The sequence below is a fragment of the Pseudomonas sp. NFX224 genome (genome assembly GCF_048565165.1).
In the GTDB taxonomy this organism is placed as follows: domain Bacteria; phylum Pseudomonadota; class Gammaproteobacteria; order Pseudomonadales; family Pseudomonadaceae; genus Aquipseudomonas.
The window spans coordinates 6,257,975-6,280,449 of record NZ_CP183416.1 but is presented as its reverse complement, the minus strand read 5'-3'; the positions used below and the strand labels follow the sequence as shown (position 1 = coordinate 6,280,449).

Genomic DNA, 22,475 nt, shown 5'->3' with positions numbered 1-22,475 from the left:
TGTAATGCTTCAAATAGAACGCGTACCGCGACCCGGACTAGCGCACCGACCCGGACTGCGTCACCGTCAACGGTGCTGCGCAGAACACTGCGGTGTCCGTGAGCTTCTCGACGTCGACACGATGGGGAAAGATGTTCTTTTCCACGAATAGATCATCGACTTGCTGCAACGCCTGAACATCTCGCGGTTCGAGTGGCAGCAGCGACTCATCGCCCCAACTGCGCAGGCGTTTCGAGACGTCCAGAGGAATGTCGTTGACCTTGGCGAACACCCGGGCGTACTCGTCAGGGTTCTGCCGGGCCCACTCGAACGCCTTGGCGAAACGCTGCAACGCGTCACTGAGCGCCTTACGCTTGAGCGGGTCAGTGAGGGCTTCGTCCGAAGCAGTAAGGAACGTCAGCCCGGTATTGATGCCTTCGCCGCTGATCAACACCCGCGCACCCTGCTGCTCGGCAAAAGCCTGATAGATACCGAACGTTGCCCAGGCTTCGATCTTGCCGGCATTGAACGCTGCGAGAGCGTCGGTCGGCAGGACGAATCCGATGTTGACGTCTTTCTCGTCGACCCCGGCATTGGCCAGCGCACGAATCAACAGATACTGGGAAATGCTGCCTCGGGCCGAAGACACCACAACGTTTCGGCCTTTCAAATCCGCGACGCTATGAATGGCTGAATCGGCGGGCACCAGGATCGCAATCCCCCTCGACTGACTGCGCCGCACGGCGACGATGCGCAACGGCGTGCCGCCCGTGGCAGCCGCAAGCACTGGCGTATCACCGGCCGGCGCGAGATCGACAGCGCCGGCGCGCAAGGCTTCGAACAACGGCGCCGCGCCCTGGAAGTTCGCCCACTCGACCTTGTAGTCGATGCCTTCCAACGCATTCGCAGCTTCGACCACCGTGCGCAAGCCTTTGGCTTGATCGCCCAGCACCAGCGTCACACCGGACAAGTCGGCCTGGATGGCGGATGCGGATTTGTTGTCGACCGCTTCACCGCAACCGCTGAGCAGCAGTGCGGCTCCCGAGAGCAAAAAAGCTGCAGATTTCCAGACTCGTTGCAACATGGTGGACCCTCCCTGGATCAAAAAACCGGAAACGGAATCAGCCATGGGCGAAACGCCGGACCGATGTGTGGGATGCCCGGCGCTCAGCGACGGCCGTGGTTTCCACTTCAACCCCCAGCAAACCTAACAGCCGCGCGCGGATGGCTTGAAAACCGTCCTGGCCGGTGTCTCGGGCCCGAGGCAGATCGATGGTCAATTGGTCGGCGATCTTGCCATTGGCGAGAACGATGACCCGGTCGGCCAACAAAATGGCTTCATCCACATCGTGGGTGACCAACAGCACGGCCGGTGTATGTTTACGCCATAACTCGATGATCAGCCGATGCATGCGAATCCGGGTCAACGCATCAAGTGCGGCGAACGGTTCATCCAGCAGCAACAGCTTGGGCTCGCGAACCAAACCACGGGCCAGGGCCACGCGTTGTGCTTCACCGCCGGAGAGCGTGGCCGGATAGGCTTCGAGCCGGTGAGCCAATCCCACTTCGGTCAGCGCCTGCACTGCGCGAGCCTTGGCATCAGGGATGTGCAGACCAAGAATCACGTTCTTCCAGGCGCGCTTCCAGGGCATCAGACGCGGTTCCTGAAACACCGCCGCCCTCGCCTTCGGCACCAGCAATTGACCACTGTCAATACTGTCGAGCCCGGCCAGGCTGCGCAGCAACGTGGTCTTGCCCGAACCACTGGCCCCCAGCAATGCGACGAATTCGCCGGGGGCGATATCCAGATCCAGACCATCGATAACCCGCTGCTGGCCGAACTGGCGAACCACATTGCGCAGTTGTACCGGTGCTGCCGAATGTATTGTTTTGGACGCGTCCAGAAGATCAATGCTCGACATATCAATTCCTCACAAAAGTTGGGCGCCAGGCCAGGGCGAAACGCTCCAGCGTGCGGATCAGTCCGTCGATCAACAGACCGAGGACGCTGTAAATCAGCAGGCAAATGACGATCACGTCCGTGCGCATGAAATCCCGCGCATCACTGGCCAGGAAGCCGATGCCGGCGGTGGTATTGATTTGCTCGACGAACACCAGCGCCAACCAGGAAATCCCCAGGGAGTAGCGCAGGCCGACAAAGAAGGAAGGCAAGGAGCCCGGCAGAATCACGTGCCAGATCAACTCGCGGCGGCTCAGGCCCAAGGTGTTGGCGGCCTCGATCAGCTTGGGGTCGATGTTGCGGATACCGGCGAAAAGGTTCAGGTACACCGGAAAGGTCGTGCCGGTGACGATCAGCGCGATCTTGGTGAATTCGCCAATGCCGAACCAGAGAATGAACAGCGGCACCAACGCCAGCGACGGAATGGTGCGCAGCATTTGCAGCGGCGAATCGAGTATCACCTCGCCGCGCTTGGACAACCCGCTGATCAGGGCCGCGACGACACCTATGCTGACGCCGATACTCAGGCCCACCAACGCCCGTTGCAGTGACACCAGCAAGTGCTTGCCCAGTTCGCCGGACGCAATCATCGCCCAGAGCGTGCCGCCGATCTGCGAGGGCGCGGCGATGACACGTTGCGGGATCAGCCCTGCTTGCGACGCCAATTCCCATAACAGCAACAGTGCGATCGGGCTGAGCAAACGCAGTAGCACTTCAGGTGTCCGCCAGTTACGCAACCCATTGGGCAGCAGCTTCGACGCGCCCTGCAACTCACCTGGATGGCGAGCAGCCTTGGTGACGGAAAACGAGCTGCTGGCGCTCGATGTATCGAAGGTCTTTTCAGTCATCAGGCTTCCTTCCTCAAAAAGAACATGGCCAGAGGTGCCATGCATCAGCTTCGGTTTTCATGCTATTCGCATAAAAAACCTCAGTGAAATTCTTTTTAGGAATAACCTAATATGATTAAAAATTAGATATCAGGACAGCCTAATAAATTCTTTGCATAATAAATATGCGCTTTCCTTGTCCGCTGCGGGCTGCATGGCAGTCCCTGCCTAAAATGCGCATTTTTTATACAAAATACATTTATTCATTCTGTATTTTAATAATTAACTTAGAACCAAACGGCATTTCACACGCACACCCGCTACGCCTATTTTTGATCCCACAGACCGACCCCAATGCCAGGTGGAGGCTTAAATCACGCCAATCCAACGACAAGGAACTCCCATGAGTATTGAATTCATCGGCTACATCGGCGGTCACCATTCTTCGGAAATCCACCCTCGCAGCGGTCCTGTCCTGCAACCCGAGTATGTGGAAAAAGTCGCCCGCGCCCATGACGAAGCCGGATTTGACCGAGCCTTGGTAGCCTTCCACTCCAACAGCCCGGACAGCACGTTGATTGCCTCGCACGCCGCCAGCGTGACGAAAAACCTCAAGTTCCTGATTGCCCATCGACCGGGTTTTGCCGCGCCGACTCTGGCCGCACGACAGTTCACCACCCTCGACGTCTTCAATGGCGGACGCACTGCTGTCCACATCATCACCGGAGGCGATGATCGCGAACTGCGTGCCGATGGCAGCTACATCGGCAAGGACGAGCGCTACGCTCGCACCGATGAATACCTCAGTGTGTTGCGTCAGGAATGGACCCGCGAAAAACCCTTCGATTATGAGGGTAAGTACTACCAGGTCGAAGGTGCGCACTCAGCCGTGAAATCGCCGCAACAGCCGCACATACCGTTGTATTTCGGCGGTTCATCGACGGCGGCCATCGAAGTGGCGGGCAAGCATGCGGACGTTTACGCGCTGTGGGGTGAAACCTACGAACAAGTGCGCGACGTGGTGAAGCAAGTGCGTGCCGAGGCCGCCAGGCATGGTCGCAGCATTCGCTTCAGTTTATCGTTACGCCCGATTCTGGCGGACACCGAAGACCAGGCGTGGGAACGTGCCGAGCGCATCCTGCAACAGGCCACCGCGCTGGCTGAGCAGAACGGATTTGTGCGCCGCGAACCTCCCAATGAGGGCTCTCGTCGTCTGCTCGCTGCTGCCGCCCAAGGCTCACGCCTGGACAAACGACTCTGGACCGGTATCGCCGGGCTGCTGGGCGCACAAGGGAACTCGACCTCACTGGTTGGCACCCCGGAACAAGTGGCCGAAGCCTTGCTCGACTACTACGACCTGGGCATCACTACGTTCCTGATCCGTGGTTTCGATCCGCTTGAAGACGCCATCGATTACGGCAAACGCCTGATCCCGCTGACCCGCAAACTGGTGGCGGAACGTGAGCGGCAAGCGGCGGAAAAAGTCGCTTAAGAACAGCAACTATCCAAAGTGGGAGATTCTATGTTGCAGGGCTCCCCTGCAACATAGAATCTCCCACAGTTGTTCCGGGTGTCCACAAGGGTTGTGTTCATCACGGAACGCTGTAGGAGAGGCTCAGTTTTTGTAGTCGGTATCACTGCGCTCCAACTGACGGATCAACGCATCCCAGTGCCGCGCCACACCCGGCCCGTCACCGCTCTTGAACACCTCGGCTTGCTTCTCGACCTTGGCCACCACTTCCGCCGGCGGGAAAATCAATTCGACGTTGCCAGCAGCCTGCGCCGCGATCTGAATGCTGCAGGCCCGCTCCAGACCGTGCAGCTGTTGAAACGCATGCTCGACGCTGACGCCCGCAGTGAGCAAGCCGTGATTGCGCAGGATCAACACACTTTTATCACCGAGATCCGCCACCAGACGCTCACGCTCGTCCAGGTCCAGCGCCACACCCTCGTAACCGTGATAGGCCACCCGCCCGGAAAAACCGATCGAATGCTGGGAGATCGGCAACAACCCGTCGCGCTGCGCGGACACCGCAATGCCGTCGCGTGTATGGGTATGCAGGACGGCTTGCAGGTCGGGACGTGCCGCGTGAATCGCGCTATGGATCACATAGCCGGCAGGATTGATGCCGAGCCCGGTGGGGTCATCGACGACGGTGCCATCGATGTCGACCTTGACCAGATTCGAGGCGCTGATTTCGTCGAACAACAGCCCAAAGGCGTTGATCAGGAAATGTTCGTCCGGCCCCGGCACCCGGGCGGAAAAGTGCGTGTAGATGTGGTCGGTCCACTTGAACAGGGCCGCCAACCGATAGGCCGCGGCCAGTTTTACACGCACTTCCCATTCTTCGGGAGTGACGCGTTGACGAACATTTTTCGAGACGCTGGACAACGGACTGACGCTACTCATGGCAAAACTTCCTGGATGGCCTTAAGGACTCCAGCAAGCCTATGGGAAGGCAAAAAATAATAAAAAGCACATTTTAATCTAAGCTAATTATTATTTTTTTTCATGATATTTCCAATCCGTCATCACGCTGCACTCTTGATCTTCTGTAGCGATCCAGCGACCAGCTTACCAAAGGCATCGACCGGACCTTGCAGATTGCCAAGGAAGTGCGGATAGATCAGCCACAGGTCCATCACCGGTTTGAAGTCCTTGAGCGGCATCACCGCCAACTGATCGAAATGGGCACTGCGCTCCAGCAACGGACGCGGCACCAATCCCAGTCCCAGACCGTCGGCGACCAGGCCCAGTTGCAGTTCGGTGCCAAACGTTTCCAAGTTGACTCTCAGCGCCAGGCCCTGGTCCGACAGGGTTCGTTGCAGTCCCGCGCGAAAGCCGCAGCCATCAGGGTTGAGAATCCAGCCATGCTGATAAATGTCAACGAGCTTGCACGGACGCTTGGGCAATTGGGTCTTGGAACACACCACCACCAACTCCATCTTGCCGATCGACTCGCCGACAATGTTGTCGGGGAAAATCTTGCCGGCCGGGAACAACGCTGCCGCCGCGTCCAACTCACCGCGCTCGATCTTGCCGACCAATTGACTGCCCCAGCCCGTGGCCACCTGAGCGCGCAGGTCGGGGTACTCGATGCGCAAATGCTTGAGCGCATCGAGCAGGACGACATCGCCAATGGTTTGCGGAACACCCAGGCGCAGCAACCCGGTGGGCGGTGCGTCAGTGGCCACCAGTTCGCGCAGCGCATCCATTTCCCGCAGGATCACCCGGCACTGTTCATACACTCGCGTCCCGATCAACGTGGGCTTGAGCGGTTTGGTGTTGCGATCGAACAACTCCACCCCCAACGCCTGCTCAAAGTTCTGCACGCGCCGCGTGATGGCCGGCTGAGTCAGTTGCAGCGACTCGGCGGCATGGCTGATGGACTGGCAACGAATCACTTCGACAAAGGCGTCGATATCATCAATTTTCATTTGGCCCGCACATAGAGAACAGTCATTAAAATGTCTGAAAAGCATAGTTCCATTGGCAAGAGAAGAATAGCCCGCCCCACGCCGGCTGATCGATCAATAGCTTCTGGCGCTATGCCATAGGGTTATAAATTCCTTTCAGCTATAACCTAATCATTAAACAATCGCATATTGATATAAAACATTATGCTTAAATCAAAGGATCAACTTTCACAACGAACGATGGAATCGCCATGACCCAGGCCCGACACCCGGAGAGACTCAGAGCATTCATAGGCGCCTTGGCGGAATTGATCGACAGTAACCCTCGCGAGGGCGATCTGTTGCATCGTGGCGGCAAGCTACTCAGCCAATTGGTCAGCCATGACGACTGGCTGCCCGAAGACTTTGCCCGACCAGATCCGGAGCGCTATCAGCAATACCTGCTGCATGCCGATTCACGGCAACGGTTCAGTATCGTCAGTTTTGTCTGGGGACCGGGACAAAGCACGCCGATCCATGACCATCGGGTCTGGGGGTTGATCGGCATGTTGCGCGGCGCGGAGTACTCGCAAGGTTTCCAGCGCGGCAACGACGGGAGCCTGATCGCCGACGGTGGCCGGGTACAGCTGCGGCCAGGTCAGGTTGAAGCGGTGTCGCCCAAAATCGGTGATATCCACCAGGTCAGCAACGCCTTTGACGATCAAGTCTCGATCAGCATCCATGTCTACGGTGCCAACATCGGGGCCGTGCGCCGCGCGGTGTATCAGGCCGACGGCAGCGAAAAGCTGTTCATCTCCGGCTATTCCAACGCCTTCCTCCCCAACATCTGGGATTTGTCCAAAGAGAGCCAAGCCCTATGAGCACTGCACTCACCCGCACTTACGCCGAAATACGCCAAGCCTTATTGAACCGTGAAGAACTGGCGCTGGTGGATGTGCGCGAAGAAGCGCCCTTCGCCGAATCGCACCCGCTTTTCGCGGCCAATATTCCATTGTCGAAACTTGAGCTTGAGGTGTATTCGCGGATTCCAAGGCGCGATACCCAGGTGACCGTCTACGACAATGGCGAAGGCCTGGCGAGCATCGCCGCTCAGCGTCTGCAAGAGTTGGGCTACCTCAATGTCAGCCTGCTCGAAGGCGGACTGGACGGTTGGCGAAGCGCCGGTGGCGAGTTGTTCATCGACGTCAACGTGCCGAGCAAAGCCTTCGGCGAACTGGTGGAAAGCCAGCGACACACGCCGTCACTTGCGGCGGAGGAAGTCCAGGCACTGCTCGACAGCGAGGCCGACGTGGTGGTGCTCGATGCCCGGCGTTTCGATGAATATCAGACCATGAGCATTCCCTCCGGCATCAGCGTACCGGGGGGCGAACTGGTGTTGCGCGCCCGGGAGCTGGCACCGGACCCGGCCACGCGCATCATCGTCAATTGCGCGGGTCGCACCCGCAGCATTATCGGCACTCAGTCATTGATCAACTCCGGCATCACCAACCCGGTTTCGGCCTTGCGTAACGGCACCATCGGCTGGACCCTGGCCGGCCAGAAACTGCAACACGGTCAGTCGCGCCAATTCGCGCCAACCAGTGAAGCGCATCGGCAAATCGCCGCCCGCGAAGCCCGTCGCGTCGCCGACAAAGCGTCGGTGGGCCGCGCTACGCTTGCGGATTTGCAACGCTGGCAGCAGGAACCAACGCGCAGCACTTACCTGTTCGACGTACGTACCCCGGAAGAATTCGAAGCCGGTCACCTGCCAGTTGCCCGCTCCACGCCCGGCGGGCAACTGGTGCAGGAAACCGACCACTTCGCCAGTGTGCGCGGCGCACGCCTGGTGCTGGTTGACGACGATGGCGTGCGGGCCAATATGTCGGCGTCCTGGCTCGCGCAACTTGCCTGGGAAGTGCATGTGCTCGATGACGTGCAGCCAACACACTTCAGCGAAAAAGGTGCATGGCAGGCGCTCGTCCCTGCGCCACGCCAGGCCGAGGAAATCAGCCCCGAGACGTTGGCACAGTGGTTGATCCATGACGACATCGCCGTGCTGGATTTCACCAGCAGCGCCAACTACGTCAAACGCCATATCCCCGGTGCGTGGTGGGCATTGCGCGGGCAACTGCGCGAAGTGTTGGCCAACGTACCGCCAGCAGAACGCTATGTACTGACCTGCGGCAGCAGTCAGTTGGCTCGGCTAGCGGTAGCAGAGGTCGAGGCGTTGACCGGCAAAACGGTGTTCCTGCTCAAGGGCGGCACGGCCAGCTGGATCGCCGCGCGACTGCCTCTGGAGGCAGGCGAAACACGCCTGGCCTCACCGCGCATCGACCGCTATCGCCGACCTTATGAAGGCACCGACAATCCGCGCGAAGCAATGCAAGCCTATCTGGACTGGGAGTTCGGACTGGTCGACCAACTGGCCCGCGACGGCACCCATGGTTTTTTTGTGATCTGAAGCGCCCCCCCTCGCTTCCTGTGCTTTGTTCAAGGCACAGGAAGCCCTTCTACTCCGCACCACCCGCTTTCTCCCCCCAAGGCTCGCCTGCATGATCGTGGCTGTCAAAATACGCCTTCCGCATATTAATAATCAACATAATCACTTATTTTAATAATTAACATATAACCAAATAGAATTTCACAGCCGATTCTTATAGAGATAACTTCAGTTACAGACCGACCCCTTCTCCAGGCGGAGGCAACACGAAGCGCAACAACCCGCCCGGAGTTCTTATGTCACCAAAATCGCTGTTGTTGAGCCTCTTTTGCACCCTTGGCTTCGCTGCATCCGGCCACTCCGCCGATCTGCAACCGCTGCTGGTCGCCAATCAGAAATCCACGATCAAAGTGCTGCTGGAAGTCTCCGGCGAGCTGAAGAGCGTGCCCTACGACATCCAGTTCTCCGAGTTTCCGGCTGCCGCTCCCCTCGGCGAAGCGCTGAATGCCGGCGCCGTGGATATCGGCGCGCTGGGCGATGCGCCTTATGTATTCGCCCTGGGCGCTGGTGCGCCGATCAAGGTCGTCAGCATTGTGCATGCCGAAGGTCGCTACACCACCGCCATTCTCGCGCCCAAGGATTCACCGCTCAACAATGCCAGCGACCTGAAGGGCAAACGGATCGTCACTACCCGCGGTTCCATCGGGCATTTCCTGGCGATCAAAGCCCTACGCAGTGCCGGCTTAAGTACCCAGGACGTGCAGTTCATCTACCTGCTGCCGAGCGAGTCGCGAATCCTGCTGGACAACGGCAGCGCGGACGCCTGGTCGACCTGGGACCCCTACACCACCATTTCCACCACACAAAGCCAGGCCAAGGTGCTGGTCAGCGGCGAAAAGCTGCTGACCAATCATTTGTATTTCGCCGCTACCAGCCAGGCCATCGCCAACAAGCGCCAGCAACTGGACGATTTCATCGCCCGGGTCGATCGCGCCTACCGTTGGACGAACGCCCACCCCGAGGAATATGCCGCCGCCCAGGCACGGGTCACTGGCTTGCCGCTGGACGTGCACATTGCCGTGGCCAAAGGCACGCACATGCAACCGGTGGAGATTGACGACCAGGTCATCGGCGGCCTGCAAACCACCGCCGATATCTACCAGCAAGAAGGAATTCTCGGCAAACACATCGACGTCTCCCAAGGCTTCGACAAGAGCTTCAACGCCAAGCGCGCCCCACTCAACCAGGCATCCCGCTAACGCTGCGACGGATAAAGGAGTAACACCATGAGCAAACAACGCCAACTGAAACTCGGTGCAATGGTCCATGGCGTCGGTCACGGATGGGGCGAATGGCGCCACCCGCAGGCCCAGCCCAACGCCAGCGTGAACTTTGGTTTCTACAAGCAGCAGGCGCATCTGGCCGAGGCGGCCAAGTTCGATTTCGTATTCATCGCCGACAGCCTGCACATTCATGAAAAATCCAGCCCGCACTACCTCAACCGCTTCGAGCCGTTGACCATTCTTTCGGCATTGGCCGCCACTACCCACAACATCGGTCTGGTGGCGACCGTCACGGTCAGCTACACCGAGCCGTTCCAGGTCGCCCGCCAGTTCGCTTCGCTGGACCACATCAGCGGTGGTCGCGCCGGCTGGAACGTGGTGACGTCCTGGCTCAGTGGCACCGCCGATAACTTCGGCAAGACCGAACACCCGCCCCATGCTGTTCGCTACCGCATCGCCAAAGAGCATGTGAATGTGGTCAAGGGCCTGTGGGATTCCTGGGAAGACGATGCCTTTGCCTATGACAAGCAAAGCGGCGAGTTCTTTATCCCCGGAAAACTGCATGCGCTGGAACACAAGGGCGAGTTTTTCTCGGTGAAAGGTCCGCTCAACATTTCCCGTTCGAAGCAAGGCCAACCGGTGATTTTTCAGGCCGGGACTTCTGAGGCCGGACGCAATTTTGCCGCGGAAAACTCCGATGCGATTTTCGTCAGCCCGGAAGGTTTCGACGATGCTCGCGCCTACTATCAGGACCTGAAACAACGCGCTGCCGGTTTCGGACGCGATCCGCAGAACCTGTCGATCCTGCCGGGTATCCGTCCGATCGTTGGCCGCGATGCCGCCGAAGTGGAAAGTCGCTATCAGCAAGCCGTGGATCTGGTGACGATAGAAGACGCGATCATCGCCCTCGGCCGCCCGTTCAATGACCACGATTTCAGCCAATACCCACTGGATGCGCCGTTCCCCGAGCTGGGCGATCTGGGGTCCAACAGCCAGAAAGGCGGATCGGACCGGATCAAGCAACTGGCCAAGAACGAGGGCCTGACCTTGCGTGAAGTCGCCCTGCGCTTCTCAAGGCCGCGTCGCGACTTCGTCGGCACGCCCGAGCAAGTCGCCGACGCGCTTCAAAAATGGTTCGAGGAAGGCGCGGCAGACGGTTTTATCATCAACTCACTGCTGCCTGATGGTCTGCAATTTTTCACTGAACGGGTGGTGCCGGTTCTGCAGCAACGCGGTCTGTTCCGCGACGAGTACAGCGGCAACACCTTGCGCGACAATTTCGGCCTGCCAGTGCCTGCCAATCGTCACGCGCAAATCACCCTCAAGTCTCGAGAAGACAGCGAGGCACTGGCATGAGCGAATCCCTCAATTACCTGCTGGCGGACTTGCACGCACAACGCTTGGCGACCTGGGATCCGGCGGCCTTGCAAATCAACATTGATCAGCGCCAGCGCCTGGTAGATGAAGCCAGGCCTGCAGACTTCGTCAAGGTCGGCGATGCCCTTGATCCCTTCACATTGTTGCCCGTCGAAGGCGGCAGCCTGAGCCGTGACGATCTGCTGGTCAAAGGGCCGGCGGTGCTGATTTTCTTCCGCTTCGCCGGCTGCCCAGCCTGCAATATCGCCCTGCCCTATTACCAGCGCCAGCTGTATGCGCAACTGCACGCACTGGGCGTGCCGCTGGTGGCGGTCAGCCCGCAAGTGCCGGAACGCCTGATAGACATCAAGACCCGCCACAACCTTGAGCTGCAAGTGGCCAGCGATCCGGACAATCAACTGGGCGGCCGCCTGGGGATTCTCTACAGCTTCGACGAGGCCTCACGCAAAGCCGCGTTGGCCAAGGGCAACAGCATCGGTGAAACCACCGGCACTGGCACCTGGGAATTGCCGCAACCGACCGTCGTGGTCATCGCCCGGGACGGTACCGTCGCCTTCGCCGAAGTCAGCCCGGACTGGCTGGTGCGCAGCGAAGCCGCCCCGATACTGCACGCGGTCGAACAACTGCTCGGACAAACACCCGTGCAAATCGCCATCTGACAAGAGCCTAACCATGACGAAAAAGATCACACAGGGACAGTTCAGTCGTCGCGGCTTTCTCACGGCCTGCTCAATCGCCGTTGGTGCCTTGGGGCTGTCCTCACTGGGACTGCCTTCCCGTGCATTCGCCAAAGCGAACAATCTTTCGGACCTGACCCTGGGCGTCGCCACCTATCGCGGCCAGGACTCGTACTTCACCGAAGACGCCGGTACTGCCAATACCCCTTACAAAGTTGAATACGCGGAATTCGCCGGCGGCAACCTGATCGTCGAAGCGCTGGCCTCGGGCAGTCTGGACGTGGGCGGGATGAGTGAGATCCCGCCGATCTTCTCGATCCAGAGTCACCGCCAACCGAAACTCGTCGCGGTGCTGCAAGGCGACGTCAACAACCAGGTGTTCCTGATTCCCAAGGACTCGACCATCGAATCGGTCGGGCAGTTGCGCGGCAAACGGGTCGGCTACGTGCGCTCCACCACCTCGCACTACTTCCTGATCAAGGCGCTGAAAGAACAGGGCCTGACCATGAAGGACATCACGGCGGTGGCGCTCACGCCTCAGGACGGTTTCAGCGCGTTCCAGAGTGGGCAACTTGATGCCTGGGTGATCTACGGCGTGTTCATTCAGTTGGCGAAGTTCCGCAGTGGCGCCCGTGTACTGAAAACTGCACTGGGGTATTTGTCCGGCAACTACCTGATCGCCGCGCGCCCCGCCGCCCTGGAAGACCCGCTGCGCAAGCAGGCCATTCAGGACTACCTGCAACGACAAGCGCGCACGCTGGAATGGATCAACAACAACCCCGAACCCTGGGCCGCCAAATCGGCGCAGTTGTTGGGCGTCGACAAAAGCGTGTTCCTCGACATGTACAACAACCGCAGCCAGGCCTCGCGAATCATTGAGGTGAACGATCAGGCCATCGCCTCGCAGCAAGAAGTCGCAGACCTGTTTTTCGACGCGGGGGTATTGAGCGAACGGCTCGATGTCAGCCCGCTTTGGGATAAAAACTTTCCGTTGCTGGCGCTATGAGTCAGGCCGAACCCTGACCCTGTAGGAGCTGTGCTCACTACCGGCTCGCACCCTTATTGATCGAGTGAATTCACCATGAGTCTTCCATCCCAACACCCACCCATATTGCGCTCGGTCGAAGTGGCCAATTTCGAGGCGTTGCTTGAACGCATCAGCGAACAACTGGACGCCACCGCACATGTTTTTGACGAAAGCGGCGCCTTTCCCCATGACAACTTCAAGCTATTGCATGAGCACAATCTGGTTGCGCTGACCGTGCCCAAAGCGCTGGGCGGTGGCGGCGCAAACCTGACACAGGCGCGCAAGGCCATCCGTGCAATCGCCAAAGGCGAGCCTTCGACGGCGTTGATCCTGGTGATGCAATACCTGCAGCACTCGCGCCTGCAAGACAATCGAAACTGGCCCGAAGCGTTGCGCCTGCAAGTGGCCCGGGACGCCGTCGAGCATGGCGCGCTGATCAACGCCTTGCGAGTCGAGCCCGATCTCGGCACTCCCGCGCGCGGCGGTCTGCCAGCAACCGTCGCAAGACGCACTTCCGCAGGCTGGCGAATCAGCGGCCGAAAAATCTACTCCACCGGCAGCCATGGCCTGACCTGGTTCAGTGTCTGGGCGCGCAGCAGCGATGAAGATCCGCTGGTCGGTGCCTGGCTGGTGCACAAGGACACGCCGGGCATCAGCATCATCGAAGACTGGGACCATCTGGGCATGCGTGCCACGTGCAGCCATGAGGTGGTGTTCGACAACGTCCTGGTGCCGCTGAATCACGCCGTCAGTGTCAGCCGCTGGAGCGCGCCGCAAGCAGAACTCGATGGCGATGGGTTTCTGTGGATGTCGGTGTTGCTGTCATCGGTCTACGACGGCGTCGCTCAGGCCGCCCGCGACTGGTTGGTGCAATGGCTGGAAACCCGCGCACCGTCCAACCTCGGCGCTGCGTTGTCGACCCTGCCGCGTTTTCAGGAAACCGTCGGCCACATCGACACGTTGCTGTTCGCCAACCGTAGCCTGCTTGACGCCGCCGCCGAGGGTCACACCCCGGCCAGCAACGCGGCGCAACTGAAATACCTGGTCACCGGCAACGCGATTCGCGCCGTCGAACTGGCCATCGAGGCGTCCGGCAACCCGGGGCTGTCACGGAACAACCCGCTGCAACGGCATTACCGTGACGTGCTGTGTAGCCGCGTCCACACCCCGCAGAACGACGCCATCCTGCAAGGCGTCGGCAAAGCCGTATTCGCCCAACGCCAGATTAAGGAGCGCCCATGAGCCAGTTCGTCATCGCCAGCCAACTGAATGAAGACTTCAACGAAGTGATCCGCCAGCGTCTGGGTCAAACCCATCCTGAGGCCCGCGTTATCGGTGTGCCGGCCGGTGTGCCCAGCGATCTGCCGACGGAAGTCCGCATCCTGCTGGCACGGCCGATCAACGTGCGTGGCTATCAGGCGCCGGACACACCACCACCGGGTTGGCCCTATGGGCTGCAATGGATTCAGGTGGTGTCTTCGGGCATCGACTTCTATCCGCAATGGCTGTTCAACGGCCCGCCAGTGAGCACCTCACGGGGTAGCGCCGCCGAAAACATCGCCGAATTCGCCCTGGCCGCGATCTTCGCCGCAGCCAAGCACCTGCCGGACATTTGGGTGCATGACGCGCAATGGAATTTCACCGCGCTGACACCGCTCAAGGGCACCACGCTGGGGATTCTCGGCTTTGGCGCCATTGGCCGCAGTCTCGCCACCAAGGCCCGCGCCCTCGGCATCAATGTGCTGGCGCTGCGTCAGAGTCAGACGCCGTTCGAGGTTGAAGGCGTCGAAGCGGCGCGGGACATCCATGAGCTGTTTGCGCGTTCCGATCATCTGGTGCTGGCTGCGCCGTTGACCGATGCGACCCGGCATATCGTCAACAGCCCCGTACTCGCCAGCGCCAAACCGGGCCTGCACCTGATCAACATCGCCCGGGGCGGGCTGCTTGACCATGGGGCATTGCTGGAGGCGCTGTACAGCGGACGCATCGGCCTGGCATCGCTTGACGTCACCGAACCCGAACCCTTGCCGGACGGTCATCCGCTCTACAGCCATCCCAGGGTACGCCTGTCACCCCATACCTCGGCGATCTCCAGCAACAGCCGCCATGAGATCGCTGATAGCTTTCTGGCCAATCTCGAACGTTTCCTCAATGGCCTGGCGCTGGAGAATCAAGCGAACGTTCAGCGCGGGTATTGATCCCCGCCCCCTTCAGTCATGCACAACCCAATGTGGGACAGCTAACCTGCTAGCGATGATGTCTTCAGTTTCAACATTTATGTTGGCTGACAGACCGCAATCGCTAGCAGGCTAGCTGTGCTCCCACATTGGTTATGGGTGCTCGCCAAAAGCAACATCAGCTTTACGCATTTAAATTATTAACTTAATGCCTTGTTTTTATAATTAACTTATAACTAATCGGACTTTTACAGCAGCTACTTATATAAATATTGTTACAACCATCACCGACCCCTGACCAGGTGGAGGCCCACGGAACGACAGATTTTTCCGGCCGACACCACTCCACGGTCAACCGCTGTACCCAAACCAGAAACCGGCCAAGCCACCGCCGCCACGGTCCTCAAACCCTGGCCCCGGCAACGCTTTGCCGAAAAAAAACCAACAACGCCAACGCCACATCCGGGGTTCACCATGCACAACACTTTCCGTTCAAACCGTCTGACGCTGGCCGTGTCGCTGGCAATATTCGGCTTGTCGGCTCACGCCGACGAAAACACCAAGGATGGTGCCCTCCCCGTCGTCACCGTCACCGCCGAACACCACAGCGAAGACCTGCAAAAAACCCCGCTGGCGATTTCCGCGTTCGACGAAAAGGCCCTTGAAGACAAGCAGATCAAAAGCATCCGCGACCTCTCCGGGCAGGTGCCGAACCTGACCCTCAGTCGCCAGTCGATTTCCTACAGTGCGCAGACCTACGGGATTCGTGGCATCGGCGAAACCGACCCGATCCAGGAGTCGGCCGTCGCGGTCTACGCCGATGACCTGTACATCCCGCGGGCCATTTCCTCGATGCTCGACTTCAACGACGTCGAGCGCGTCGAAGTGCTGCGCGGCCCACAAGGCACGCTGTATGGGCGTAACAGCAGCGCCGGTGCAATCCGCGTGATCACCCGCGATCCGACTCAGGAAACCCGTGGTTTCTTCGAACTCGGTGCCGGTGACTACAACGCCCAGAACGGCCGCTTGCTGATCAGCGGCCCGCTGGTGGACAACGCGCTGTTCGGCAGCTTCTCGGCGATTCGCCTGACCCGTGACGGCACCGTCTCCGACCCGACCCGCCACTCGGACGTGAACAACATCGACATCCAATCCTATCGCGGCAAGCTGCGCTACAACCCGGATGATTCGCCCTGGGATGTGCAACTGACTCTGGCCGGCACCTTCGACCGTGGCGATACCACCAGCTACACACCGTTCGACGCCAACGGCCGTTTCGACAAATTCAAAAGCTACAGCAGCCTCAATCCGAAAAACCGTCTCGATCAAGGCAGCTCGGTACTGCGTGCCATCTATGCCATCGACGATCACCTGAACATCAAGTCAGTGACGGCCTATTCGGCGTTCCATCAGCCCGTGAACTACGACAACTCGGGTCAGGCGGCACTGATCCAGAACAACCTGATTCTCTACAAGCAGGACTACGCCACCCAGGAGTTGCAGCTCAACGGCGACTACGACGACTTCAGCTTCAGCACCGGCCTGTACCTGTACCGCGAAACCTTCGACGCCGACCGCGACAACCTCACCTACTCCATCGCACGCAATCGGGTGATCGGTCAGGGCCAGTACAGCTCGACCAACACCGAAAGCTACGCGCTGTATGGCCAGGGCAGTTATAAGGTCACGCAAAATTTTTCGCTGATCGCCGGGCTGCGCTTTACCCGCGAGCACAAGAACTTCGACTACACCAACTACGCCATCACCACCGAGCGGCAAATCACCGGCACCAACTTCAGCGCTGACTCAAGCAAGTCCTGGCAATCCACCAGCCCGAAAATCGGCTTCGAATACGCCTGGACCCCGCACCTGAATCAGTACGCCTACGTGGCCAAGGGTTTCAAGGCCGGTGGCTACGACAACCGAGCGCCAACCCAGGCGGCGGCCGAGCAGGCCTTCTCGCCGGAAGACGTGACCACTTGGGAAACCGGCTTCAAGGGTGACTTCTTCGACCGTCGCCTGCGCGCCAACCTGGCAGTGTTCTACAACGACTACGACGACCTGCAGACCAACGCTTACGACCCGGCGCTGGGTGTCAGCCTGCGGACCAACGTCGGCCAGGCGCACACCTACGGCGTCGAGCTGGAAACCCTGACAGCGCTGACCCGCGACCTGCAACTCACCGCCAACATCGGCTACCTGCAAAGCCAGTACGACGACTTCGAAAACGCCAGCGGCGCCGGCGTCGATGCCAACGGTAAACAGTTGGTGTTCTCGCCGAAATGGAACGCCAGTGTTGGCCTCAACTACACGATCCCGGCCGGCTTACCCGGCGACTGGTTGGTCGGCACGGACGCGCAGTTCCAGACCAAGTCCTACGCCAACGCGCTGAACGACGACATCCAGGAAATCCCCAAGCAAACCTTCTGGAACGCCAACACCCGCTATATCTCCGGCGACGGCCACTGGACCACCACGCTGGCGGTGAAAAACCTGCTCGATCGGGCGTACCCGCAATCAGTCGGCTACGTGCCGTCCAGCGGCGCCCGCTACTACTCGATCAACGACCCGCGAACCCTCTTGTTGTCCGTGCGTTACGACCTCTGATTCCCATACAGGCAATCTTGCCAAGGAGCACTTTTATGGCTTTCACTCGCAGAGAACTGATTTCCCGCATCGCCGCCGTCGGCGGCTATTCCGCCGCTGTCAGCGCCCTCGGTGCACTGGGGCTGACGCCTCAGGCCGTGGCATCGACGTTCAATCCGTTGCAACTGGGCAGCAGTGGCAAAGGCAAACAGGTGGTGATCGTCGGTGCCGGCATTTCCGGACTGGTCAGCGCCTATGAACTGCGCAAGGCGGGTTTCACCGTGACCATTCTTGAAGCACGGGAACGGGTGGGTGGGCGCAACTGGACATTGCGTCGGGGCAGCAAAATCGATTTCGACGATGGCGTCAGCCAGACCGTCGATTTCGATGACGGGCAGTTTTTCAATGCCGGCCCCGCGCGCATTCCCAGTCACCACCAGACCCTCCTCGGTTACTGCCGCGAGCTGGGCGTCGAGCTGCAAGTGCTGGTCAACAGCAGCCGCAACGCACTGGCCTTGCCGGACCCGAAAAAGCCGGCGTTCCAGTTGCGCCAGGCGGTCAACGATACACGTGGGCAACTGTCTGAACTGCTGGCACGCACCGTCAGCCGCAAAGCCCTGGATCAGGATCTGACCGCCGACGATCGCCAGGCGCTGTTGAATTTCCTCAAGGTCTATGGCGATCTCAACGCCGATTTCAAATACAAGGGCTCGGTGCGCTCGGGCTACACACGGGTGCCCGGTGCCGGTGATCAGACCGGCATCACTCGCGCGCCGCTGGAACTGCAAACCCTGCTCAACCCCAAGCTCTGGGGCGCGCTGGTGTTCGATGAAATTCCGGAATTTTCCTCGACCATGTTCCAACCGGTCGGCGGCATGGACCGAATCCCTTACGCGTTCTATGACAAGGTCAAGGACGCGGTGCGCTTCAATGCCGAGGTCAGCGACATCCAGACCGCAGAGTCTGGCAGCCGCATCACCTACCGCGATCGCAAGACCGGTGCCACACAAACCCTGAACGCCGATTACGCCATCGTCACGGTGCCGCTGCCATTGCTGGCCAAGCTGCCGAGCAACTTCAGCCAGCCATTCAAGCAAGCGATCCTCAGTGCGCAAAGCGATCAGGCGAACAAGGTGGCCTGGCAGTCGCCAAGGTTCTGGGAAACCGACTTCAACATCTATGGCGGCTTGTCTTACCTCGATCATGAAGTCAAAGGTCTGTGGTATCCCAGTGATCGCCTCAACAGCGCCCAGGGCATTCTGGTCGCCGCCTACAACACCAGCGAATCGGCCCAGGCCTTCAGCAAGAAATCCCTCGCCGAACAGTTCGCCTCGTCCCGCCAAGCCGTGGAGCTGCTGCACCCCGGACACAGCAACAAGCTGCAAAAACCGGTGGCCATCAACTGGGCCAAGGTGCCGTTCAGCAAGGGGCCGTGGATCGTCAACGACGAGGTCGGCGAAAGCGCCTACCAGATTCTCAATGAGCCCCAGGGCCGCACCTATCTGGCCAGCGATGCCCTGGCCCATGGCGGCGTCGGCATCTGGCAGAACAGCGCCGCCGACTCGGCCCGGCGCATCGTTTCGTTGATCGGCCGACACGCCGAACGCAACCAACCGGGCGTTGCCGCCTGACTCATTCAATAAAAGGACTGAACGATGAAAACCATCACTTTGCTGACAGGACTGCTCATGACCGCAACCGCGCTCGCCAGCCACGCCGACGAGATCAAACGCGTCGCCCTGCCCAACTCGAATTTCCCGATCTCGCTGGCGGTGTCGGTGCCGGCACAAACCGAACTGCTGTTCGTCAGTGGCCTTTTGGCCGACCTGCACGACTCGAAAGCGCCAAAGGATTCCTTTACCGCCTACGGCGATACCGCGACCCAGACCACCTCGATCATCAACAAACTCAAAGGCGTCCTGGAGAGCCAGGGTCTGGGGCTCGGCGATGTGATTCAGTTGCGAGTGTTCCTGGTGGGTGACCCCGCCAAGGGCGGCAAGCTGGACTTTGCCGGACTGCAAGAAGGCTATACGCCGTTCTTCGGCAGTGCCGCGCAGCCGAACAAACCGGCACGCACCGCCATTCAGGTGGTGGCCCTGCCACTGCCTGGCGGCCTGGTTGAAATCGAGGCCGTCGCCGCTCGCAAGAAGTGACACGGAATTCACCCATCATTCAGGAGCTTCACGTTCATGCTCAACTGCCCAGCGCGCCGAACGGCGCCGCCCTATCGCCCCTTGTTAGTCCCGTTGTCCATTGCCTGCGGCCTCGCCTCGTTCAGCCTGGAGGCCGCTGAAACCACTTCGCCGACCCTCAATACCGTGGTCGTCACCGGTAACCGTGGCGCCGAACAACGCACCGTCACCACCAGCCCGACACCGATTGATGTGGTGACCGGCGACCAGCTGCGCGCGGTCGGCAAACCGAGCCTGTTGGAGGCGCTGAGTAAATTCATTCCGTCGTTCAACCTGCCCGACCGGGCAGGTTGGGATGCCAGCGGCGTGGTGCGTTCGGCGACTCTGCGCGGCCTGACCGCCTCCCACGTGCTGGTGCTGGTCAACGGCAAGCGCCGGCATACCAGTGCGACATTGAATATCAACGGCATCAACAGCGGCGCAGCGCCCAGCGACCTCGACCTGATTCCGGTGGCGTCCATCGATCATATCGAGGTGCTGCGCGATGGCGCAGCGGCCCAATACGGATCGGATGCGATTTCCGGGGTGATCAACATCATCCTCAAGCAGACCACTGGCGGCAGTTCCGATACTACCCTGGGCCAGAACTACGACGGCAAGCGCGGCACCGGAACCGAAGCGCTCAATTACGGTTTTGAAGTCGGCGAGGCCGGCGTACTCAACGTCTCGCTCGACACCCGTTATCAGGAACGCGACAACAAGGCCGGCAGCAACGGCTACAGCTCGCATTACTATCCACTGGCGGACGGCTCGCCCGATCCGCGCGAGGCCACGGCCAGTCACCACACCTACAAAGGCTACGGCTTGCCCCGCAGCCAGCTGGCGGATGTCGCCTACAACCTCGACCTGCCGCTGAACGATGCTGTCACGCTCTACTCGTTCTCGACCCTGGCCACCCGTGAAAACAACGACGGCCAGAACTTCCGCCTGCCCAGCGGGCGCAACACCATCACCACTGGCCCCAACGGTTTTCCCGAAGGCTACAGCCCTTACTGGCTGATCAACGAGGCCGACTTCCAGTCCGCCTTCGGCGCCAGGGGCGACGATATCGGCATCGGTGGTTGGGCCTGGGACCTGAGCAGCACCTACGGACGCAACTACGCCAAGCAACGCACCTACGACAACCAGAACCCGTCACTGGGGGAAAACACGCCGAACAAATTCACCTCCGGCGTCTACATCGCCGATCAATGGACCAGCAACTTCGACTTGAAAAACAGCTACGACATCGGCCTGGCCAAGCCACTGGACGTTGCCTTCGGTTTCGAACATCGACGTGACGGCTACGAGACGCGCGCCGGTTCCGAAGCCTCTTACATTGACGGTGGCTACGTGTTTCCCGTCGGCCATCCACGCGCCGGACAACGCCCCGATCCGGGTGCGCAGGTCACCAACGGCATCACCCCTGACGACGAGCAAAAAGTCAGCCGCAACAACGTCGCCACTTACATCGACCTGGGCTTCTACCCCGTCGAGCAGTGGTATCTGGGTGTCGCCGCGCGCTATGAGCATTACAACGAAGGCGTGGGCAGCACGCGCAGCGGAAAGCTCAGCACCCGCTACGAGTTCAACCCGGTGTTTTCGGTACGCGGCACTATCAGCAATGGTTTTCGTGCGCCATCGCTGGCCAACGAAGTCTTCACCGCACGCTCGACCGGTTTCGACACCATCAACGGCGTCTACCAGTCCTACAACTACGTGATTCTGCCAGTGGATTCAGTCGGCGCCCAGGCGTTGGGCGCCGAAGCGCTGAAACCCGAGCGCTCGACCAACTTCAGCCTCGGTTTCGCCCTGACTCCGAGTGAAGACCTGAGCCTGACCGTCGACGGCTACGTGATCAACCTGCGTGATCGCCTGGTTCTGAGCGAGCGCTTCCAGGGCCCGGGCGTCGCCGCCCTGCTCGACAGCATCGGCGTGCCGGCCACCGCCGGGGCGCAGTTCTTCAGCAATGGCGCCAGCACGCGTACCTCGGGCGTTGATGTGGTGGGTAACTACCGACAGAACCTGAACAGCTTCGGCTCGGTGCGATGGACTGCGGCGCTGAACTACAACCACACACAAATCCTCAGCGTCAACGATACCCCGTCGCAACTCACCGCCCTCAACAGCAGCTATCAATTGCTCGGTCGCCAGGCCCGTGCGCTGATCACCAAAACCTCCCCCAGCAGCAAGGCGATCTTCTCCGCCGACTGGGCGATCCACGACTTCGACGTCAACCTGCGCCTGACCCGTTATGGCACCTACACCGAGGTCAACAGCTCCGCCGATTCGAGCCTGGACCGCGAGTATTCCGCCAAATGGATCACCGACCTCGACGTCGCCTATGCACTGACCAAGCAACTGACCGTCGCCGTCGGCGCACAGAACCTGTTCGACAAATACCCGGATCACATCGGCGTGTCCAACTCTTCGTTCGGCGATAACTGGGGCAGCTACTCACCCTTCGGTTTCACCGGGGGTTACTACTACACCCGTTTGCAGTACGCGTTCTGATGCCCTTGCGGAAGCCACTAAGCTAATGCTTAAAAATTATTTATAAATTGTTTTTTAGAAC

Annotated in this window: 18 protein-coding genes; 13 read left to right on the top strand and 5 right to left on the bottom strand. The window is 59.8% G+C overall.

Going from position 1 to position 22,475, the window contains the following annotated elements; all coding sequences use genetic code 11:
- Window positions 1–37: 37 nt before the first annotated feature.
- The 3 genes from ACNYC6_RS28785 to ACNYC6_RS28775 are packed head-to-tail and all read right to left on the bottom strand — an operon-like array spanning window position 38 to window position 2,787.
- Window positions 38–1,063 carry an ABC transporter substrate-binding protein gene (locus ACNYC6_RS28785; RefSeq protein WP_419710273.1) on the bottom strand — a complete coding sequence of 342 codons (1,026 nt, stop codon included), beginning with the start codon at window positions 1,061–1,063 and terminating at the stop codon, window positions 38–40.
- Between the two features lie 37 nt (window positions 1,064–1,100).
- Entirely contained in the window at window positions 1,101–1,901 is an 801-nt protein-coding gene (locus tag ACNYC6_RS28780; protein ID WP_419710272.1) for an ABC transporter ATP-binding protein, read from the bottom strand.
- A 1-nt stretch (window position 1,902) separates the two neighbouring features.
- The gene (locus tag ACNYC6_RS28775; protein ID WP_419710271.1) at window positions 1,903–2,787 is read right to left on the bottom strand and encodes an ABC transporter permease; all 885 of its coding nucleotides are present in this window, start codon (window positions 2,785–2,787) and stop codon (window positions 1,903–1,905) included.
- A 382-nt stretch (window positions 2,788–3,169) separates the two neighbouring features.
- On the opposite strand from ACNYC6_RS28775, the gene ACNYC6_RS28770 reads away from it, so the two are divergent.
- On the top strand, window positions 3,170–4,258 hold the full coding sequence (locus ACNYC6_RS28770; protein ID WP_419710270.1) for an LLM class flavin-dependent oxidoreductase: 1,089 nt from the start codon (window positions 3,170–3,172) through the stop codon (window positions 4,256–4,258).
- A 123-nt stretch (window positions 4,259–4,381) separates the two neighbouring features.
- Here ACNYC6_RS28770 and ACNYC6_RS28765 read toward each other — a convergent pair whose 3' ends face one another.
- Together ACNYC6_RS28765 and ACNYC6_RS28760 are read right to left on the bottom strand one after the other, a co-directional pair.
- Window positions 4,382–5,176 carry a class II aldolase/adducin family protein gene (locus tag ACNYC6_RS28765; protein ID WP_419710269.1) on the bottom strand — a complete coding sequence of 265 codons (795 nt, stop codon included), beginning with the start codon at window positions 5,174–5,176 and terminating at the stop codon, window positions 4,382–4,384.
- Between the two features lie 122 nt (window positions 5,177–5,298).
- The gene (locus ACNYC6_RS28760) at window positions 5,299–6,204 is read right to left on the bottom strand and encodes a LysR family transcriptional regulator (RefSeq protein ID WP_419710268.1); all 906 of its coding nucleotides are present in this window, start codon (window positions 6,202–6,204) and stop codon (window positions 5,299–5,301) included.
- Between the two features lie 230 nt (window positions 6,205–6,434).
- Between ACNYC6_RS28760 and ACNYC6_RS28755 the strand changes: the two genes are divergently transcribed.
- The 12 genes from ACNYC6_RS28755 to ACNYC6_RS28700 all read left to right on the top strand — a co-directional run bounded on the left by ACNYC6_RS28755 (window position 6,435) and on the right by ACNYC6_RS28700 (window position 22,414).
- The gene (locus tag ACNYC6_RS28755) at window positions 6,435–7,043 is read left to right on the top strand and encodes a cysteine dioxygenase (RefSeq protein ID WP_419710267.1); all 609 of its coding nucleotides are present in this window, start codon (window positions 6,435–6,437) and stop codon (window positions 7,041–7,043) included.
- The gene (locus ACNYC6_RS28750) at window positions 7,040–8,623 is read left to right on the top strand and encodes a rhodanese-related sulfurtransferase (protein ID WP_419710266.1); all 1,584 of its coding nucleotides are present in this window, start codon (window positions 7,040–7,042) and stop codon (window positions 8,621–8,623) included. Before ACNYC6_RS28755 ends, ACNYC6_RS28750 begins: the two co-directional genes overlap by 4 nt.
- A gap of 275 nt (window positions 8,624–8,898) precedes the next feature.
- Window positions 8,899–9,861, top strand: a complete 963-nt coding sequence (locus tag ACNYC6_RS28745) for an ABC transporter substrate-binding protein (protein ID WP_419710265.1) — start codon at window positions 8,899–8,901, stop codon at window positions 9,859–9,861.
- Window positions 9,862–9,888: 27 nt separating this feature from the next.
- The gene (locus tag ACNYC6_RS28740; protein ID WP_419710264.1) at window positions 9,889–11,241 is read left to right on the top strand and encodes an LLM class flavin-dependent oxidoreductase; all 1,353 of its coding nucleotides are present in this window, start codon (window positions 9,889–9,891) and stop codon (window positions 11,239–11,241) included.
- Window positions 11,238–11,921: a peroxiredoxin-like family protein gene (locus ACNYC6_RS28735; protein WP_419710263.1), complete on the top strand. Its 684-nt coding sequence runs from the start codon at window positions 11,238–11,240 to the stop codon at window positions 11,919–11,921. The genes ACNYC6_RS28740 and ACNYC6_RS28735 overlap by 4 nt, the downstream gene beginning before the upstream one ends.
- Window positions 11,922–11,934: 13 nt before the next feature.
- Complete coding sequence (locus ACNYC6_RS28730) at window positions 11,935–12,945, top strand: ABC transporter substrate-binding protein (protein WP_419710262.1); 1,011 nt, start codon at window positions 11,935–11,937, stop codon at window positions 12,943–12,945.
- 75 nt (window positions 12,946–13,020) lie between these two features.
- Window positions 13,021–14,208 (top strand): acyl-CoA dehydrogenase family protein, encoded by a 1,188-nt coding sequence (locus ACNYC6_RS28725; RefSeq protein WP_419710261.1) that lies wholly within the window; start codon window positions 13,021–13,023, stop codon window positions 14,206–14,208.
- Complete coding sequence (locus ACNYC6_RS28720; protein WP_419710260.1) at window positions 14,205–15,164, top strand: D-isomer specific 2-hydroxyacid dehydrogenase family protein; 960 nt, start codon at window positions 14,205–14,207, stop codon at window positions 15,162–15,164. The genes ACNYC6_RS28725 and ACNYC6_RS28720 overlap by 4 nt, the downstream gene beginning before the upstream one ends.
- 453 nt (window positions 15,165–15,617) lie before the next feature.
- Window positions 15,618–17,750: a TonB-dependent receptor gene (locus ACNYC6_RS28715; RefSeq protein ID WP_419710259.1), complete on the top strand. Its 2,133-nt coding sequence runs from the start codon at window positions 15,618–15,620 to the stop codon at window positions 17,748–17,750.
- 35 nt (window positions 17,751–17,785) lie between these two features.
- The gene (locus ACNYC6_RS28710; RefSeq protein ID WP_419710258.1) at window positions 17,786–19,360 is read left to right on the top strand and encodes a flavin monoamine oxidase family protein; all 1,575 of its coding nucleotides are present in this window, start codon (window positions 17,786–17,788) and stop codon (window positions 19,358–19,360) included.
- Window positions 19,361–19,384: 24 nt separating this feature from the next.
- Window positions 19,385–19,882, top strand: a complete 498-nt coding sequence (locus tag ACNYC6_RS28705) for a RidA family protein (protein ID WP_419710257.1) — start codon at window positions 19,385–19,387, stop codon at window positions 19,880–19,882.
- Window positions 19,883–19,918: 36 nt separating this feature from the next.
- Window positions 19,919–22,414, top strand: a complete 2,496-nt coding sequence (locus tag ACNYC6_RS28700; RefSeq protein WP_419710256.1) for a TonB-dependent receptor plug domain-containing protein — start codon at window positions 19,919–19,921, stop codon at window positions 22,412–22,414.
- Window positions 22,415–22,475 lie beyond the last annotated feature (61 nt).

Excerpts from the sequence above, each read along its gene's own strand:
- ACNYC6_RS28785 (WP_419710273.1), bottom strand. The coding sequence starts at position 1,063 with ATGTTGCAACGAGTCTGGAAATCTGCAGCTTTTTTGCTCTCGGGAGCC.
- ACNYC6_RS28780 (WP_419710272.1), bottom strand. The coding sequence starts at position 1,901 with ATGTCGAGCATTGATCTTCTGGACGCGTCCAAAACAATACATTCGGCA.
- ACNYC6_RS28775 (WP_419710271.1), bottom strand. The coding sequence starts at position 2,787 with ATGACTGAAAAGACCTTCGATACATCGAGCGCCAGCAGCTCGTTTTCC.
- ACNYC6_RS28770 (WP_419710270.1), top strand. The coding sequence starts at position 3,170 with ATGAGTATTGAATTCATCGGCTACATCGGCGGTCACCATTCTTCGGAA.
- ACNYC6_RS28765 (WP_419710269.1), bottom strand. The coding sequence starts at position 5,176 with ATGAGTAGCGTCAGTCCGTTGTCCAGCGTCTCGAAAAATGTTCGTCAA.
- ACNYC6_RS28760 (WP_419710268.1), bottom strand. The coding sequence starts at position 6,204 with ATGAAAATTGATGATATCGACGCCTTTGTCGAAGTGATTCGTTGCCAG.
- ACNYC6_RS28755 (WP_419710267.1), top strand. The coding sequence starts at position 6,435 with ATGACCCAGGCCCGACACCCGGAGAGACTCAGAGCATTCATAGGCGCC.
- ACNYC6_RS28750 (WP_419710266.1), top strand. The coding sequence starts at position 7,040 with ATGAGCACTGCACTCACCCGCACTTACGCCGAAATACGCCAAGCCTTA.
- ACNYC6_RS28745 (WP_419710265.1), top strand. The coding sequence starts at position 8,899 with ATGTCACCAAAATCGCTGTTGTTGAGCCTCTTTTGCACCCTTGGCTTC.
- ACNYC6_RS28740 (WP_419710264.1), top strand. The coding sequence starts at position 9,889 with ATGAGCAAACAACGCCAACTGAAACTCGGTGCAATGGTCCATGGCGTC.
- ACNYC6_RS28735 (WP_419710263.1), top strand. The coding sequence starts at position 11,238 with ATGAGCGAATCCCTCAATTACCTGCTGGCGGACTTGCACGCACAACGC.
- ACNYC6_RS28730 (WP_419710262.1), top strand. The coding sequence starts at position 11,935 with ATGACGAAAAAGATCACACAGGGACAGTTCAGTCGTCGCGGCTTTCTC.
- ACNYC6_RS28725 (WP_419710261.1), top strand. The coding sequence starts at position 13,021 with ATGAGTCTTCCATCCCAACACCCACCCATATTGCGCTCGGTCGAAGTG.
- ACNYC6_RS28720 (WP_419710260.1), top strand. The coding sequence starts at position 14,205 with ATGAGCCAGTTCGTCATCGCCAGCCAACTGAATGAAGACTTCAACGAA.
- ACNYC6_RS28715 (WP_419710259.1), top strand. The coding sequence starts at position 15,618 with ATGCACAACACTTTCCGTTCAAACCGTCTGACGCTGGCCGTGTCGCTG.
- ACNYC6_RS28710 (WP_419710258.1), top strand. The coding sequence starts at position 17,786 with ATGGCTTTCACTCGCAGAGAACTGATTTCCCGCATCGCCGCCGTCGGC.
- ACNYC6_RS28705 (WP_419710257.1), top strand. The coding sequence starts at position 19,385 with ATGAAAACCATCACTTTGCTGACAGGACTGCTCATGACCGCAACCGCG.
- ACNYC6_RS28700 (WP_419710256.1), top strand. The coding sequence starts at position 19,919 with ATGCTCAACTGCCCAGCGCGCCGAACGGCGCCGCCCTATCGCCCCTTG.